Raw genomic sequence first — 14,667 nt, 5'->3', positions numbered from 1 at the left:
GTGAAAGATTCGCGCCATCATGCCCGCTATCGCTGTACGGATGACGAAGGCAACCTTTTAATTCAGCGTAAATATCGGGTTTGCCTGCCGGATGGTCAGATAAAAGAAGGCGTGACAGATAAGCAGGGTTTTACCCAATGGCATCTCACTGATGACAAAAAGAACCTGAGTTTTCACATTTTAAAGGATTAATACCATGCCGACCTATACCGTTCAGACAAAGATAGAATCCAATGTTCCTGCGGAAAACCTACTTTACGATTTAACCATTTATCGTCAGGATGCAAAAGGTAATTTCCATATATTACTCGATGTTTTTCGGGAGAAACTACAGAGTAATTATGCAACACAACAGCATGTCACGCAGGTAACAGATGACTCTCTTTCCGTGATTTATATTATGCAAATGATGCTTTACCGTAAGCATGGTTCAAATACAATTCAGGCATTGCAAGCCCCGTTTAAAAAGATGTATACACTTGGTGAGTTTGTATCAGGTAAAGCTTGCTCGGATAAAAAACGGGAGAATGCCTGTTATTTTGAAAGTACGATTGAAACAAAACCTGTCAGCGATGGGGATAATACCGTTGAACTAAAGATTACTGTTCCTGAAAGACCTTTTATTGCTAAAGAATATCCAGTTGGTCACCCACACGATCCGTTTGAAAAACGTAAAATTGAATCACAAATTCAGGATAGGTTGTCTAAAAGAACTTATCCGGATCAAAATGGAGCAAGTTTATGTGGCCCTGCTGCTTTTTTTTATTGCCTGCAAATAGACAGACCGGATATTTATGAGCAAGCTGCTCGCGAATTATGGAAATATGGCAAAACTAAAATTGGTCAACTGGAAATTAAACCGGGTGAGGGTTGCCGACATCCTAAAGGTACTTTTTATAATTAATATGGTGAAAGAATATCTGGGTTAGATTGGTTGACATTGGCAAGCTTAAGAGATTCAGAAAATATGATTATGAGTTATGATGAGGTTGATGATGAAGTGGCTGGTATTACAATGTGGGGAAAATTGACAGAATGGTTTGAAAAAGCGGGTTATGAAAAAGTGTTTAGTAATATTAGTTTAATGCATAGTAATAAAGAGGGTATCGAAGAACTGAATAATTATATTGAACAAGGTTATCATGTGATTTCTTTAATTTCTGCTGGCATGTTAAAGAATATGAAAGAAACATCTGGAAAAAACCACTGGATTGTTTGGAAAGATAAAGTAAAAAAACATGAAAACAATGTTGATATTACATTGTTTTCATGGGGAGAGGTTAAGCCGTGGGTAAAAATAAATACTTCGTACGATTATTTTATTGAACATACTTTTGGAGGGTTGGTTTTTAAACCAATGAAATAAAAATGAGAAAAATAATATTGTTACTTTTTATTATTTTTACATCATCATGTAGCTCAACATCGGTATCTGTTTATCCCGAAGGAAACTATCTGCCGGATGCCACTGTAGGCAAGGAATATCATGTTTCTATTCTTATAGAAGGCGGTGGTGTATATTCCAAAACACCAATTATTATAGAACCACCTGATTCAGGAATAAAATGGAGTCCTCATAAAGAGAAATTTACACTTGATGGCAAGGAAAAAATATCAAATAATTACAACAAGTTAATGATAATCGGCAAACCATCAAAAGTAGGGGAGATACATATCTCAGTAGGAGGAGGAGTTAGAGGAACAATGTTTTCAGGGAGCAGGGAGTTTAATAAAACCTACATAATAAAAGTCAAAGAATAGTAAGTTTAGCAGAATAGTGGTTTATACCGTCATTTAAAATGAAAATCTTTGTAAATATTCCGTCCTCATGTTTTCGCAAGTTTAGCCTCTGAATGTCAGGGGCTTTTTTATCATTTTTTATGATGTTAAATAGTGTCTTAAGCAGAATAACCAACCATAAAACACCATAAAAAGCTACTTGAATTACGCCAGCAAAAAGCCGATTTAGCTACCCAGATGCGCATCCTGCTTACCAAAGCCGAAAACGAAAAGTGTTCACTCAATGCCGATGAAGCCAAACAGTTCGACGAACTGCGTCACTATATCGTGACCGGAGAGACCCGCGCCTTGTCTACGGGCGTGCTGTCCGAGGGTGGCTATACCGTTATTCCCGAACTGAACAAACAAATCATGCAGCAATTTACCTGTGAATCGGTCATGCGCCGGATACCCAAGCCGACAAAACCCGCCCTTTCGGCACCCTGCAAAAGCTGGAAGTTGTCAGCCTTGAGGCCGATAGCCTGATTGATCTTAAGTTCCTGCTCAGGAACAAGTACCGCAAGAATGCCGTATGAGGGATGAGGTACAAAAGCCAGTCACTATCACTCCCCCAACAACGACAGCGCAAACGTGACGGCGCTGATCAATCTGTCCGCATCTTGCTGGTTGTTATAAGGCATAAACGAAGCGCGCAGGCAGCCGCTGATGCCAAGGGCGTCCAGCAAGGGTTGGGCGCAGTGTTGGCCGGAGCGCAGGGCGATATTTTGTTCTGCAATCAGCGTGGCTAAATCACTGTGGTGTATGCCGGCGATATTGAAGGCCAGCAAGCTGGAACCCGCCGCCCGGTAACTGGTAAAACCTGCCAGCTTGCTGAGTTGTTGTTCGGTGTAATCCGTCAGGGCAATGGCATGGGATTCAGCCAGCGGGATATCAAGGGTTTTCAGCCATTCCAGGGTTGCGGCAAAGCCGACCACTCCGGCAACATTGGGGGTTCCTGCCTCAAAACGATAAGGGGCGGCTTCCGGTGTGAAACCGTCAAATGAGACATGGGTCAGCATCTTGCCGCCGCCGTGCCACGGAGACATCGCATTCAGACATTCACTTTTGCCATACAATACCCCCACGCCATTTGGCCCATACAGTTTATGGGCGGAGAAGGCGTAAAAATCGATATCCAGTTGCTGCACATTGACAGGCGCGTGCACGATACCCTGGGCACCATCGACCAGAACGCGGCAATCATATTGATGGGCGAGTGCCGTGACTTGCGCCAAATCGACGGCGGCACCCGTCACGTTAGACATTTGGCTGATGGCGACCAGGCGGCTGTTCTGATTCAGCAGGTTTGCGAGAGTCGCGATTTCTGGCTGGCGTTGATTGCCAAGCGGCCATTTAACGATTTTAGCACCCGTCTGTTCAGCCAGAATCAGCCACGGCAGCAGGTTAGCATGGTGTTCCTGCTCGCTGACAATGATTTCATCACCAACATGCAGGCGAGGGCGAAAGTAGCTTTGGGCGACCAGATTGATCGACTCCGTTGTCCCTTTCGTCCAGATGATATCTTCGGGTAATGGCGCATGGATCAGTTCCGCCGCCAGTGAACGAGCTTGCTCATAACGGGCAGTGATGGCCTGCGCGGTGGCATGTTGGCTGCGATGTACGGTTGCACTGTGGTTTTGGTAATAGTGTTCAGTTGCTTCAATCATACATGCCGGCTTTAATGCTGTGGCTGCACTGTCCAGAAATGTGGTGGATTGTTGCAGGGCGGGAAATTGCTGGCGGAATTTTGCGGAGTCAAAAGCTTTCATAAACGGCGCTAATTTAATCGTTGTGTAATAAAGAATAAATTTTTCTTTCACTCTTTTCTTTAACCAAGAGAAGCGGAATTTTACAGGAGAACGTCAGGAAAAAAAGCACCGCAATTGCGGTGCATAAAAAAATCACTATGGACAGACAGGGTAAATGTACAGGAAGTGAAAAAAAACAGTAGCTTATGCTACAAAGTCTGGTTTTCCAGACAACTTGCAAACACAACATCACAACCACAAAGCCAAAAGTTTCAGAGTATCGCTACAAAGAGACTTTTCGTTCCGGCTTAGGAAGTGCGCACACTATAGGGATTTGCTGGTATATCATCAATGGACAAATTATAATGATTCGGATTATAAAAACTAATATCTGAATGAAAAGAGTTACCGGTATCGTCACTATCACATAAGAAACGAACATGTCTAAACGTTTGCCTCCACTCAATGCGTTACGCGTTTTTGATGCCGCCGCCCGTCATTTAAGTTTTACTAAAGCGGCAGAAGAATTATTTGTGACTCAGGCCGCCGTGAGTCACCAAATGAAAAGTCTGGAAGATTTTCTGGGATTGAAACTTTTTCGTCGCCGTAACCGGTCGCTGTTGTTAACGGAAGATGGGCAAAGTTACTATCTCGATATCAAGGAAATTTTTACCGCCATTAATGACGCGACCCGTAAACTTCAGGCGCGCAGTGCCAAGGGTGCGCTAACGGTCAGCTTATCCCCCAGTTTTGCCATTCAGTGGCTGGTGCCCCGGCTTTCTGGTTTTAACCAGAGTTTTCCGGGGATTGATGTCCGCATTCAGGCGGTGGATCGGGAAGAAGATAAACTGGCGGATGATGTCGATGTCGCGATTTTTTATGGCCGGGGCAATTGGCCGGGGTTGCGGACGGATCGCCTGTATCCGGAATACCTGTTGCCGGTTTGTTCTCCTTCACTGTTGACGGGAGATCGCCCCTTGAAAACGCCCTCCGATCTCGCCAGGCATACTTTGTTGCACGATTCATCCCGGCGGGATTGGCAAGCCTATATCCGCCAGCTTGATATGCAGCAGCAGATCAATGTGCAGCAGGGGCCGATATTCAGCCATAGTGCGATGGTGATCCAAGCGGCTGTACACGGTCAAGGCGTGGCTCTGGCGAATAATGTGATGGCACAGAATGAAATTGATGCAGGGCGGCTGGTTTGCCCATTCAATGATGTTTTGGTCAGTAAGAACGCATTTTATTTGGTTTGTCACGATAATCAGGCAGAATTGGGCAAGATCGCCGCTTTCCGTAAATGGATACTGACTCAGGCGGCGACGGAGCAAGAAAGGTTAGGGTTTATCACCCAACACACTTAATGGCTATCGCCAATAGCGGATAAACAGGAGCTGTGTGATGAGCAGTCGAACCATGCTGATTTTTGTTGCGATCAGTGGCTTTTTTTACGTGGCATTGGGCGCGATGGGGGCACATCTGTTGGCACCTGTCTTGACACCGCGTCAGATGGAATGGATACATACCGGCCTGCAATATCAAGGGCTGCATACCCTCGCCATGATGGCGCTGGCCGTTTTATCGATGCGCCAGCCCGTCACGCCATGGGGTTGGAGTGGGATTTTTTTCGCAGCAGGCATCGTGCTGTTTAGCGGCAGTCTTTATTGTCTGGCCTTTTTACCGCTAAAATTTCTGGTTTATTTGACGCCAATCGGTGGGTTCAGTTTTCTTATTGGTTGGTTATGTGTATTAATTGGCGCTCTGCGTCTAAGGAAATCGGCGCCTAGCCATGAATAAAGTTGTTTTATATTGCCGCCCGGGTTTTGAAAAAGAGTGTGCGGCAGAAATTACCGATAAAGCGGGTAAAAAAGAAGTTTACGGTTTTGCCCGTGTGAAAGAGAACAGCGGATATGTGCTGTTTGAGTGTTATCAGCCGGATGATGCGGATCGCCTGATCCGTGAAATTCCGTTCAGTGAATTGATTTTTGCCCGTCAAATGTTGGTGGTGGGAGAATTGCTGAAAAATTTGCCGCAGGAAGATCGCATTACGCCGATTACCGGCATGTTGATGGGGGTCGTTGAACGGGCGGGCGAGCTGCGCGTGGAAGTGCCGGATACCAATGAAGGCAAGGAGTTGATGAAATTTTGCCGTAAGTTTACGGTTCCGCTGCGTAATGCCCTGCGGCAGGAAAAACTGTTGCTGGCGAAGGAAAGTCACAATCGCCCTGTGATCCATGTCTTTTTTATCGCACCGGGTTGCTGCTATGTCGGGTATTCCTACAGCAACAATAACTCCCGTTTTTATATGGGCATTCCTCGCCTGAAATTCCCTTCCGATGCGCCAAGCCGTTCAACATTGAAACTGGAAGAAGCCTTTCATGTTTTCATTCCTTATGACGAATGGGAAGAGCGGCTGGACAGTGGCCTTCATGCCGTGGATCTCGGTGCTTGTCCGGGCGGATGGACTTACCAGCTCGTGAAACGCAGTATGTTGGTTCATGCGGTAGATAACGGGCCGATGGCGGATAGCTTGATGGATACCGGGCAAGTGAAGCATCACCGCGCGGATGGCTTTAAATTTGAACCGCCGGCGAAAAACATTTACTGGCTGGTGTGTGATATGGTTGAAAAACCCGCCAAGGTTGCCCAACTGATGACGGATTGGCTGGTGCAAAGCTGGTGTCGTGAGGCGATCTTCAATCTTAAGTTGCCGATGAAAAAGCGTTATGAGGAAGTGGCGCATATTTTGCGAAAGATAGAACAGCAATTGAAAGAAAATGGTGTGAATGCGCAGATTCAGGCGAAACACCTGTACCACGATCGTGAAGAGATCACCGTACATGTTCGTCGTATCTGGTCTCTTTATGCCTCCGAGCGGGATTATTGAGTCTCCTTGATTGCTAAGAAATAAGAATGCTGCCTTGTTGGCAGCATTATTCTCAACTTAAAACCTCTCCTGCAAAATTTATCGATAAATAATACCACCATCAGTAATAATTGATTGCCCTGTAATATAGTCAGAATCGTTACTAGAAAGAAAAGCAACTAACGCTGCAACATCATCTGGAGTTTGCGCTCTTCCTAATGCAATTTCATCTATGAATTTTTTATATGTTTCGCCTTTTGGGACTCCTGTAATCTCTGAAAAACGCTCGTCAATCTCTATCCACATATCAGTTCCCACAATTCCTGGGCAATACGCATTTATAGTAATGCCGAAACTGGCGTATTCTTTGGCAGCAGCTTGAGTTAGTGCTCTAACTGCGAATTTAGTCGCAGAATAGACGCCTAGCATGGCAAATCCGTCATGAGCAGCAATAGAAGCTGCATTAATTATTTTTCCTTTTTTATTTGATTTCTTAAACTGTTCGGCAGCAGCTTGAATCCCCCAAATGACACCACCAATATTAATATCTAATATTTTATTTAAATCTTCGGGTAGTACATCTGCTATTTTTTTTACTTGAGATATTCCCGCATTATTAATCATTACATCAAGGCCTCCTAATTTATCAGATGTATATTCAATAGCCTGATATACTTCATTCCTTTGACTAATGTCAGAAACTATAATTTCCGATTTACAACCTAATTTATCAACTTCTTCTTTGACTTTTTTTAGTTCATCTACATTCAGGTCAACTAGAGAAAGGTGGCATCCTTCTCTGGCTAATCTTAATGCAATGCCCCGTCCGATACCACGAGCTGCTCCCGTAATTAAAACTATCTTTCCTTTCAAGTCGTTCATATATACTCCAGATCGTTTTACAATAAAATTTAATGGTTGCCATTGTTTATCAATGGAGGTAATTGCTTTACGGTAACATAAATTATGTATAGTAATTTATAAGTGTCTGTTGTGAAAGTATAGCATTCATTATGTCAAATGGTATTTTGAGGCATAGATGTTTCAATAATTATCACATAACGTGTTTTTTAATCTATCAGCAATTATATTCTATAAATATGCCATTAATCTCAACGTATAATATATATTATTGTGATGTTTTAAAATTATGATATTATCACTCCTCCATCGACTACAATAGTTTGTCCAGTAATATATTTTGCTTCATTTGATGCTAGGAAACAAACTGTGTAACCAATATCTTCAGGAGTTCCCAGTTTGCACATTGGTATTTCATTTATAAACTGTTTTAAATAATCGTTACCGAATTCTTGCAATCCTTCCGTTAGAATATAACCAGGCATAATGGCATTAATGGTTATGTTTTTTTCCGCATATTCAAGAGCTGCACTTTTCATAAAACCCAATTGTCCTGCTTTACTCGCACCATAATGACTAGAACCTGAAATTCCCAGTTTCTCTCCCGTAATTGATGAAGTAATAATGATTCTTCCATTATTTTGTTTTTCCATGACGTTTAGGGCTGCTTGCACTAAAAAAAATGTTCCTTTAAGATTGATGTTTAGGACATAGTCCCAATCTTCAACAGTCATTTTTTTTATATGATGTTGTGGAAAAACCCCTGCATTTGAACACAAAATATCTAGTCGACTATATTTTTTTACAATATGGTCGACAGCATTTTTGCACGCAATTTGGTTCGATACATCAAGTGGAATGAAATCAACTTCAAGCTCTTCTGCTACTTTTTGTCCATTAATACTATTAGTCCCAGAAATAATAGGAATTGCACCTGATTTTTTTAACACTTTTGCGATTCCTTTCCCTATACCTTTTGTTCCCCCTGAAATAAGAGCTATTTTTCCTGTTAAATTAAACATAATAGTTCCCTTTAGAATATTATGGTGGGTTTGATAAAATTTAAATTATTTTCCAGGTATATCGATTGAAAATATATTTGTTAATGATGGTGAGTAATTTTTAAATGAAATTTAAATCCTTTGAAAACGGAAAATTAAATATTAATTTACATTTGAAATTAGTTTTTCATAAAGCAGCATTAAGTTAAAAAATTTAATGCTGCTTTTAAGCTAACATAATTACATTGTTATGTTTCAAAAATATTTACTTTGTCTTCGATGTTTTCAGTAGATTCCAGGAAATAAAGACTACTATTATAGTTAATACTGATGTTAACCAACTAGTAGTATTAATGGCGTTTGTAAAAGAATATGAGGCTGATTCAATTAATTGGCGCCCCTGACTTTCTGTCAGTGAATCTGCGACTACATAAGCTCCAGCTAAAGTTTCTAAAGCTAATCCTGTTTGTTCTAGAGAAACTCCATCTGGCAATGTCAAGTTTAAACGATAAAAAGCGGTGATTAATCCCCCTAAAATTGTTGTTCCAAGAACTACACCAACCTCGTAAGCTGTTTCACTGATTGCCGATGCTGCTCCGGCTTTGGAAGAAGGCACAGATGAAAGAACTAAGTCATTAGAAACTGAAGCGATTGCACCTACGCCTATGTTCAATAATGCAAAAGCGATAACTATTGAAGTTAAATAACTACCTATACAGGCAATTAAGAAAAATGCAGAACCCGCTAGTGCCAACAAAACGGGTACTAGCCAATATGTAGGGACTCTTTGTGCAACAGGTACAATTAAAATTCCAACAAAAATTGCAAGAATTTGACCAGGAACTAGAGCAAGACTGGCAGATATTGGTTTCATATCAAGCACAATTTGTAAAAATTGAGTAGCAAAAAATACAAAGCCAATTAGTAAACCTAAACTGAGTAAATTAACTATGATTGAACCAGTAAATACGCCATTACTAAATAGAGATATATCCATCAAAGGAGTTAATAGCTTTTTTTGTCGACGGACAAAAAGAACTCCAGCAATAAAACCAATGATAAATTCTAAAACTACACTGATTTCGAATCCATTACTCGCTAACTGTTTAATCGCATACACAATTCCAGTCATTGCTATTATTGATAATAAAATGCTATAGACATCGATAATTCCCGTATTCTTTTTATCAGATTCAGGTAATAGAATAGTACCAAAAATTAATAAAGGTATTAATACAGGTACTGCTAATAAGAAAATTGAATTCCAATCAAAATATTGTAACAAAATACCGCCCACAACAGGACCAAGAGCAGAACCGACAGTTAATGTTGTTGCCCAAATTGCGACAGCTAAACGACGTTGTTCACGATTTTTAAAAAGAGAACTGATTAATGCTAAAGTTGATGGCATCAACATTGCACCGAAAAAACCAAGTGCAGCTCTCCCTATAATCAATTGCTCTGGGGATGTAGACAATGCTGTCAAAACTGAAACAACTGTGAATCCCAATGAACCAAATAATAATAAAAAACGGTGGCCAATACGATCACCAATGCTCCCCATAGAAACTAAAAGTCCTGCTAATACCAATGCATAAGCGTCAATTATCCATAATTGTTGGTTTGCACTTGGTTCCAGTGCACTTGCTATTTTTGGCAAAGCGAAACCTAAAATAGTATTGTCTACTGTTACTAATAAAACAGGTAGCATTAATATCAATAATCCTAGCCAATTACGAAGTCCCGCTTGCTCATTGGTTTTGGTAGTGCCACTAAATGACATCACTTTCACTCCTTCTTACTTATCTTCATTTAAACTTTGAAAAATGTGTTGACAATCAGTATAGCTAGTATAGAGCCATTCCCCTAATTTTATTTTAATTTCATCTAAGGAATGATTAAATTCCACCTTATCTCCAGACTGAACCATTGAATCTAACAAAGATAATTCATCTAATATATTTTTACGAATTTCTACAGCCATATAATTTTCATATTGAATATCCCAATAAATTTCCTTTGGATTAACCAAGAGTCTTGACAATAAAGCTAACATTGTACGCATTGGAGGTGGGGTGATATTATATAACACATTTATATCAATTGAATTCGATTTTAATGCCAAACCAAATGCTAGTATAAGTGCATGGGGTAACACTTGACATAACGCCATGACTTTATCATGCTCTTTTGGTCGCATTTTAGTAATACGCATTTGAAACTTTGTCAATACTAATTCAATCCAGCCATGTTCATTATGCATATCTTCGATAATTAAAACTGCGGGACGATTCTTCTCCTGTAGGGAGGGAGAAAACATGGGGTTAATACCAATAAAAGGTTGTTGAGGAGAAATAGTTTTTAATGAAGAGTAAAAAGGTTCTTGAACAGAGCAGGTTGACACTATCAATACATTATCGTTGATAGCTGATAAAACCCATGGCAGTGCTTTAATTGCAACTGTTTCAGGTAACGCAAATATTATTACATCTGCTTCATTGAATATTTCATCAATATTTGAAGTAGGATCTAATAAGTCTATTTGGGAATAATATGTATAATTTCCTGAAAGCTGTTTATCTATTCCATGTACAGTATGACCAGAAGTAGAAAAAATACGTCCCAAAAAAGAACCTATAGCACCGTTACTACCTAGAATTACTATCTTAAGGTTATTCACATATTCTCCTTAATATCACTAAAACAAAAGTGTGGCACACTAGCTTTAACCAATGTTTCTTCGAACTCTCCATAAGGATCAGAATCAGCGACAATAGCACCGCCTATACCAAATTCTGCACATTTACCGCGTAATACTGCTGTACGTATAATAATGCTTAATTCTACTTCGCCGCTAAAAGAAAACCACCCAAGAGCTCCAGAATAAATTCCTCTAGCTGAAGATTCTAAAGAATCGATAATTTCCATTGTACGCTTCTTCGGTGCTCCAGTCATTGAGCCTCCAGGAAAGCAGGCACGAACAGCTTCCATTACAGGCATATTATCTCTCAATTGACCACGTATTGTTGAAACTAATTGATGGACAGAAGAAAAACTTTCAATTTTGAATAGTTCAGGAACATGTACACTTCCCGGGGTACATACATGATTGAGATCATGACGTACAAGGTCAACAATCATTAAATTTTCAGCCCTATCTTTTTTAGAATTATTCAAATTATTCCATAGTAATTGATCTTCACCTTTTGTTCTTCCTCTTGCCCTTGTTCCTTTTATAGGTCTAGATTCAATATTTCTAGCAGAATCAATAGATAAAAATGTTTCTGGAGAAGAACTTAGTATATAAAAATCACCGCATGATAAATATGCACCATAAGGAACCGGGCTTATATGACGCATTCTTTTATAAGCATAAAAAGGTGGATAGGTATAACTCATTTTTGCTCTGTTAGTTAAGCATACTTCATAAGACTCTCCATCTTTAATATACTGAAGTGTTTTTTCTATTTTATTTATATATTTTTCTCGAGAGTCTTTAAGGTCTATTTTATTGTATTCTACAGGCCCAGGAGAAAAGTTAGGGATGTTTTTCCTTATTTCTTTATTGTGTATAGGAATGTTTTTTGTTGACCATTTGGGAATATCTCCATAAGGTAGTAAAATACATTCGTAAATTTTTTCTGTAAAATGATCGAAAACAAAAAAATGGGGAGTGAATATCAATAAAGAATCTGGGTATTCTGAGTTGTGTTTTTTTTCTCCTATTGTTAGTGATTTTAGTTCATACCCTAGATAACCAATAAAGCCTCCTTTGAATCCAAAAGGAAGCTCTTTAGGTGAAGATATTTCAATTTTTTCTAATAAAATAGATAATTGTGAAAAAAAATCACCTTGAATACAGGTTTCACCATCTGGGCCGATCATATTTAATGTTTCTGTTTGAACGCTGTACCGTATAATAATGGATTGCGAAGAATCATTACCACCCATTATTGAAAATCGAGATTTTGGATTATCGGATTTTTCACTGTCAAGCCAAAAGGCGTAATTTTCATCACCATAATTATGCATAAAAAATAGTTCAGGATCTATTTTTGTTTCATATTCACGGGCATTTAAAGTATAATGAATTTTACCCCCTATCAGTAAATAGGATTCAATTACTGAACAAGGTTTTTTTTTACTTTTTTCATTATATTTTTTGGCTATTTCAATGAAGTTTTTCAGTATTTCATGTCCATATTCGGAATAAATGGATTCAGGATGAAATTGGACTCCAAAAATAGGTTTTGTTTTGTGTTCTACTGCCATGACTAAACCATCATCAGTCCAAGCTGAACATTTTAAATCATCTGGTAAGTTATTGCATATTAAAGAGTGATACCTAACAACTTCAAAACGTTTAGGTAAGTTGTAAAATAAACCATCTTTTGTATGATTTATTCTGTCGCGATAGCCATGCACTGGTTTAGGTGCATGGTTTACAGAACCACCAAAGGATAAAACAATTCCTTGATGACCAAGACAAATCCCTAACAAAGGAATATTAGAATTTTGAATTACTTTAGAGCAAACCCCAAAATCATTGAATATAGATGGATGACCAGGGCCTGGTGAAATAACTACTGCATCATAGTTATTTATAAATAACTCGTCATAAGATACAGAGTTAGCCACTACAGCGGGTTCCACTCCAGTAACTTCGTATAAGTATTGAGCGATATTTTGTGTAAAAGAGTCGTAATTATCAATAAGTAGTATTTTCATCTTTATTTATCTTTATTGTTTAAAAAGTTTTCTATCAAGATACTTTCTTGATAACATGTTTCCTTAATAATTAAATCAAATATTGATTTTGTATACTCTTCTCTTAACTTGAATTCTTGAGATCTTTCTTTTAATAGTTTCATTAATGAATTTATGCGTTGAGGTTGCATCATTGGAATATTTTTTTCTGCCTTTATTTTCGCTATTTTCATGCAGATACTCATGCGCTCAGAAAGAAGAGTAAGGATTTTAGTATTAATAATATCTAATGAATCCCTATATGGTTGTAATATATTTTGATGGTTTGTCTTTGTTAATTTATTCATGAATATTAGTATTCCTTTTTATATGGGTTTGCTTTTAAATCAGTTTTTTTAAACTTGTGGAATAATTCCTTCTGGTTTTAGCCAACTTAACCCTCTATCTTTTATTTCAATCAGAGATTCGGATAGTTGTATTATTTCGCTTTCTTTATGTTCACAAGAGAAGGCGAATCGAAGCATGGCTTTACCTTCAGATATAAATGGATAAAACACGGGAAATAATAATATACCCTTGTTATGTAGTATACGTGCAGCTTCAAAACCATCTGCTTCATTTTCAAACATAGCGCCACGAATTGGAGATATAGCACCAGCATTCATTAGACTATTTTGGCTTAATGAGTCAAATAACTTAATGTTTTCCCATAATTTTTTTTGTCTGGTTTGTATTTCAGTTGTAAGATGAATTTTTGCTGAAGCAACATTAGCCGCTAGCATAGGAACCATAATTGAATGACCAAAAACTAAAGTATTTGCTAATGTAGTGATCACTTCAACGTCTTTTGTATCTTTAACTACGACAAAACCACCAGAGCCTCCAAAAGCTTTGGATAATGAGCTTGCAATTATAAGATTCTCTGGTAATTGATGATCTAAGGAAGAGAAACAATAACCTGAACCATGATTTCCAACTATAGAAATACCATGAGCGTCATCTACGTATACATATCCTCCAGCAGCTGATAACTTATTAGATAATTCTGCTACCGGAAGTACTCCTGTCATAGAACCAATCCCATCAATCAATAGAATAGGAGTGTGATTGTTTCTTTTACAGTCTTGTAAAGCTTGTTGTATAGATTCTTCATCACTACTATCAATTCTTGATACTAATCCAAATTGTTCAAGGATGCCGCGTAAAATTTGCATAGAAGCATGTGCTGTTTTGTCTATTAACCAATGTACAGGGCGAGTAATAGCATAACTTGGTAAAGAACCACTTCCTAATAATGGTAGTACACCAAGATGAACATTACTGGTAGATGTAAAAACTACAACTGAATTCCCTCTGTAAATCTCTGATAATAATTCTTCTAATTGTTGTAGATATTGTGGGCGCATAGCTCCACGAGATGATGATAGATGAATTCCAGTTTTGCTCATTGCTTGTTTAGCTGCTTCTATTAAAGCGGGGTGGTTTTCTAAACCTAAATAAGAGCATGAAACAAATTCAGTAAAAGTTTTACCTTTATCTGTTGTGATTTTTTTGTCAATACGCTTCGTTACTGTGAAACCGGTTAAATCTTCTTTAATAGCTTGATTCAAAATGCCAGTTGTACGTGATTTACGTATTGTCATCCAATCTTGTTCATTTCTCTGATTCATTTGTGTTACTCCTGTAATTTGTTATTCACTAGATT

General features: G+C 38.7%; 14 protein-coding genes and 1 pseudogene. 7 read left to right on the top strand and 8 right to left on the bottom strand.

The genetic code is table 11. From position 1 onward, the window contains the following. Positions 1-196: 196 nt before the first annotated feature. The 4 genes and pseudogenes from PSI15_RS00335 to PSI15_RS18510 form a co-directional block, all read left to right on the top strand. Positions 197-904, top strand: a complete 708-nt coding sequence (locus PSI15_RS00335) for a hypothetical protein (RefSeq protein ID WP_273581813.1) — start codon at positions 197-199, stop codon at positions 902-904. Positions 905-967: 63 nt separating this feature from the next. Further along, positions 968-1,366, top strand: a complete 399-nt coding sequence (locus PSI15_RS00330; protein ID WP_273581812.1) for a hypothetical protein — start codon at positions 968-970, stop codon at positions 1,364-1,366. Between the two features lie 2 nt (positions 1,367-1,368). Then, positions 1,369-1,761, top strand: a complete 393-nt coding sequence (locus tag PSI15_RS00325; RefSeq protein ID WP_045972566.1) for a hypothetical protein — start codon at positions 1,369-1,371, stop codon at positions 1,759-1,761. A 216-nt stretch (positions 1,762-1,977) separates the two neighbouring features. Next, positions 1,978-2,190: pseudogene (locus tag PSI15_RS18510) on the top strand (phage major capsid protein); the annotation flags it as partial. Positions 2,191-2,342: 152 nt separating this feature from the next. Here the strand turns inward: PSI15_RS18510 and csdA are convergent. After that, the gene (gene csdA, locus PSI15_RS00315; RefSeq protein WP_273581811.1) at positions 2,343-3,548 is read right to left on the bottom strand and encodes a cysteine desulfurase CsdA; all 1,206 of its coding nucleotides are present in this window, start codon (positions 3,546-3,548) and stop codon (positions 2,343-2,345) included. Positions 3,549-3,967: 419 nt separating this feature from the next. On the opposite strand from csdA, the gene PSI15_RS00310 reads away from it, so the two are divergent. Genes PSI15_RS00310 through rlmM form a run of 3 tightly spaced genes read left to right on the top strand, consistent with a single transcriptional unit; the run spans position 3,968 to position 6,414 of the window. Continuing rightward, complete coding sequence (locus PSI15_RS00310; protein ID WP_273581810.1) at positions 3,968-4,891, top strand: transcriptional regulator GcvA; 924 nt, start codon at positions 3,968-3,970, stop codon at positions 4,889-4,891. A gap of 37 nt (positions 4,892-4,928) precedes the next feature. Beyond that, positions 4,929-5,324 carry a DUF423 domain-containing protein gene (locus PSI15_RS00305; RefSeq protein WP_273581809.1) on the top strand — a complete coding sequence of 132 codons (396 nt, stop codon included), beginning with the start codon at positions 4,929-4,931 and terminating at the stop codon, positions 5,322-5,324. Beyond that, positions 5,317-6,414 carry a 23S rRNA (cytidine(2498)-2'-O)-methyltransferase RlmM gene (gene rlmM / locus PSI15_RS00300; RefSeq protein WP_273581808.1) on the top strand — a complete coding sequence of 366 codons (1,098 nt, stop codon included), beginning with the start codon at positions 5,317-5,319 and terminating at the stop codon, positions 6,412-6,414. Before PSI15_RS00305 ends, rlmM begins: the two co-directional genes overlap by 8 nt. Positions 6,415-6,492: 78 nt before the next feature. On the opposite strand, the gene PSI15_RS00295 is transcribed toward rlmM, so the two are convergent. The 7 genes from PSI15_RS00295 to PSI15_RS00265 form a co-directional block, all read right to left on the bottom strand. Further along, a complete protein-coding gene (locus PSI15_RS00295) occupies positions 6,493-7,275 on the bottom strand; it encodes an acetoin reductase (protein ID WP_273581807.1) in 783 nt (260 codons plus the stop codon). Positions 7,276-7,541: 266 nt separating this feature from the next. Further along, positions 7,542-8,276, bottom strand: coding sequence for an SDR family NAD(P)-dependent oxidoreductase (locus PSI15_RS00290; RefSeq protein WP_273581806.1), 735 nt, complete (start codon positions 8,274-8,276; stop codon positions 7,542-7,544). Positions 8,277-8,520: 244 nt separating this feature from the next. Continuing rightward, positions 8,521-10,038, bottom strand: a complete 1,518-nt coding sequence (locus tag PSI15_RS00285) for an MFS transporter (RefSeq protein ID WP_273581805.1) — start codon at positions 10,036-10,038, stop codon at positions 8,521-8,523. A gap of 15 nt (positions 10,039-10,053) precedes the next feature. Next, positions 10,054-10,935: a prephenate dehydrogenase dimerization domain-containing protein gene (locus PSI15_RS00280; protein ID WP_273581804.1), complete on the bottom strand. Its 882-nt coding sequence runs from the start codon at positions 10,933-10,935 to the stop codon at positions 10,054-10,056. After that, entirely contained in the window at positions 10,932-12,983 is a 2,052-nt protein-coding gene (pabB, locus tag PSI15_RS00275; protein WP_273581803.1) for an aminodeoxychorismate synthase component I, read from the bottom strand. The genes PSI15_RS00280 and pabB overlap by 4 nt, the downstream gene beginning before the upstream one ends. Positions 12,984-12,985: 2 nt before the next feature. Further along, positions 12,986-13,309 (bottom strand): chorismate mutase, encoded by a 324-nt coding sequence (locus PSI15_RS00270; protein WP_273581802.1) that lies wholly within the window; start codon positions 13,307-13,309, stop codon positions 12,986-12,988. 48 nt (positions 13,310-13,357) lie between these two features. Continuing rightward, positions 13,358-14,632: an aminotransferase class I/II-fold pyridoxal phosphate-dependent enzyme gene (locus PSI15_RS00265; protein WP_273581801.1), complete on the bottom strand. Its 1,275-nt coding sequence runs from the start codon at positions 14,630-14,632 to the stop codon at positions 13,358-13,360. Between the last annotated feature and the right edge of the window lie 35 nt (positions 14,633-14,667).

The organism is Xenorhabdus sp. PR6a (assembly GCF_028599065.1).
Taxonomy (GTDB): domain Bacteria; phylum Pseudomonadota; class Gammaproteobacteria; order Enterobacterales; family Enterobacteriaceae; genus Xenorhabdus; species Xenorhabdus doucetiae.
This window is presented reverse-complemented; position numbering and strand designations above follow the sequence as displayed.

Excerpts from the sequence above, each read along its gene's own strand:
- PSI15_RS00285 (WP_273581805.1), bottom strand. The coding sequence starts at position 10,038 with ATGTCATTTAGTGGCACTACCAAAACCAATGAGCAAGCGGGACTTCGT.
- PSI15_RS00325 (WP_045972566.1), top strand. The coding sequence starts at position 1,369 with ATGAGAAAAATAATATTGTTACTTTTTATTATTTTTACATCATCATGT.
- PSI15_RS00330 (WP_273581812.1), top strand. The coding sequence starts at position 968 with ATGATTATGAGTTATGATGAGGTTGATGATGAAGTGGCTGGTATTACA.
- PSI15_RS00305 (WP_273581809.1), top strand. The coding sequence starts at position 4,929 with ATGAGCAGTCGAACCATGCTGATTTTTGTTGCGATCAGTGGCTTTTTT.
- PSI15_RS00295 (WP_273581807.1), bottom strand. The coding sequence starts at position 7,275 with ATGAACGACTTGAAAGGAAAGATAGTTTTAATTACGGGAGCAGCTCGT.
- csdA (WP_273581811.1), bottom strand. The coding sequence starts at position 3,548 with ATGAAAGCTTTTGACTCCGCAAAATTCCGCCAGCAATTTCCCGCCCTG.
- PSI15_RS00335 (WP_273581813.1), top strand. The coding sequence starts at position 197 with ATGCCGACCTATACCGTTCAGACAAAGATAGAATCCAATGTTCCTGCG.
- PSI15_RS00290 (WP_273581806.1), bottom strand. The coding sequence starts at position 8,276 with ATGTTTAATTTAACAGGAAAAATAGCTCTTATTTCAGGGGGAACAAAA.
- rlmM (WP_273581808.1), top strand. The coding sequence starts at position 5,317 with ATGAATAAAGTTGTTTTATATTGCCGCCCGGGTTTTGAAAAAGAGTGT.
- PSI15_RS00270 (WP_273581802.1), bottom strand. The coding sequence starts at position 13,309 with ATGAATAAATTAACAAAGACAAACCATCAAAATATATTACAACCATAT.
- PSI15_RS00265 (WP_273581801.1), bottom strand. The coding sequence starts at position 14,632 with ATGAATCAGAGAAATGAACAAGATTGGATGACAATACGTAAATCACGT.
- PSI15_RS00310 (WP_273581810.1), top strand. The coding sequence starts at position 3,968 with ATGTCTAAACGTTTGCCTCCACTCAATGCGTTACGCGTTTTTGATGCC.
- pabB (WP_273581803.1), bottom strand. The coding sequence starts at position 12,983 with ATGAAAATACTACTTATTGATAATTACGACTCTTTTACACAAAATATC.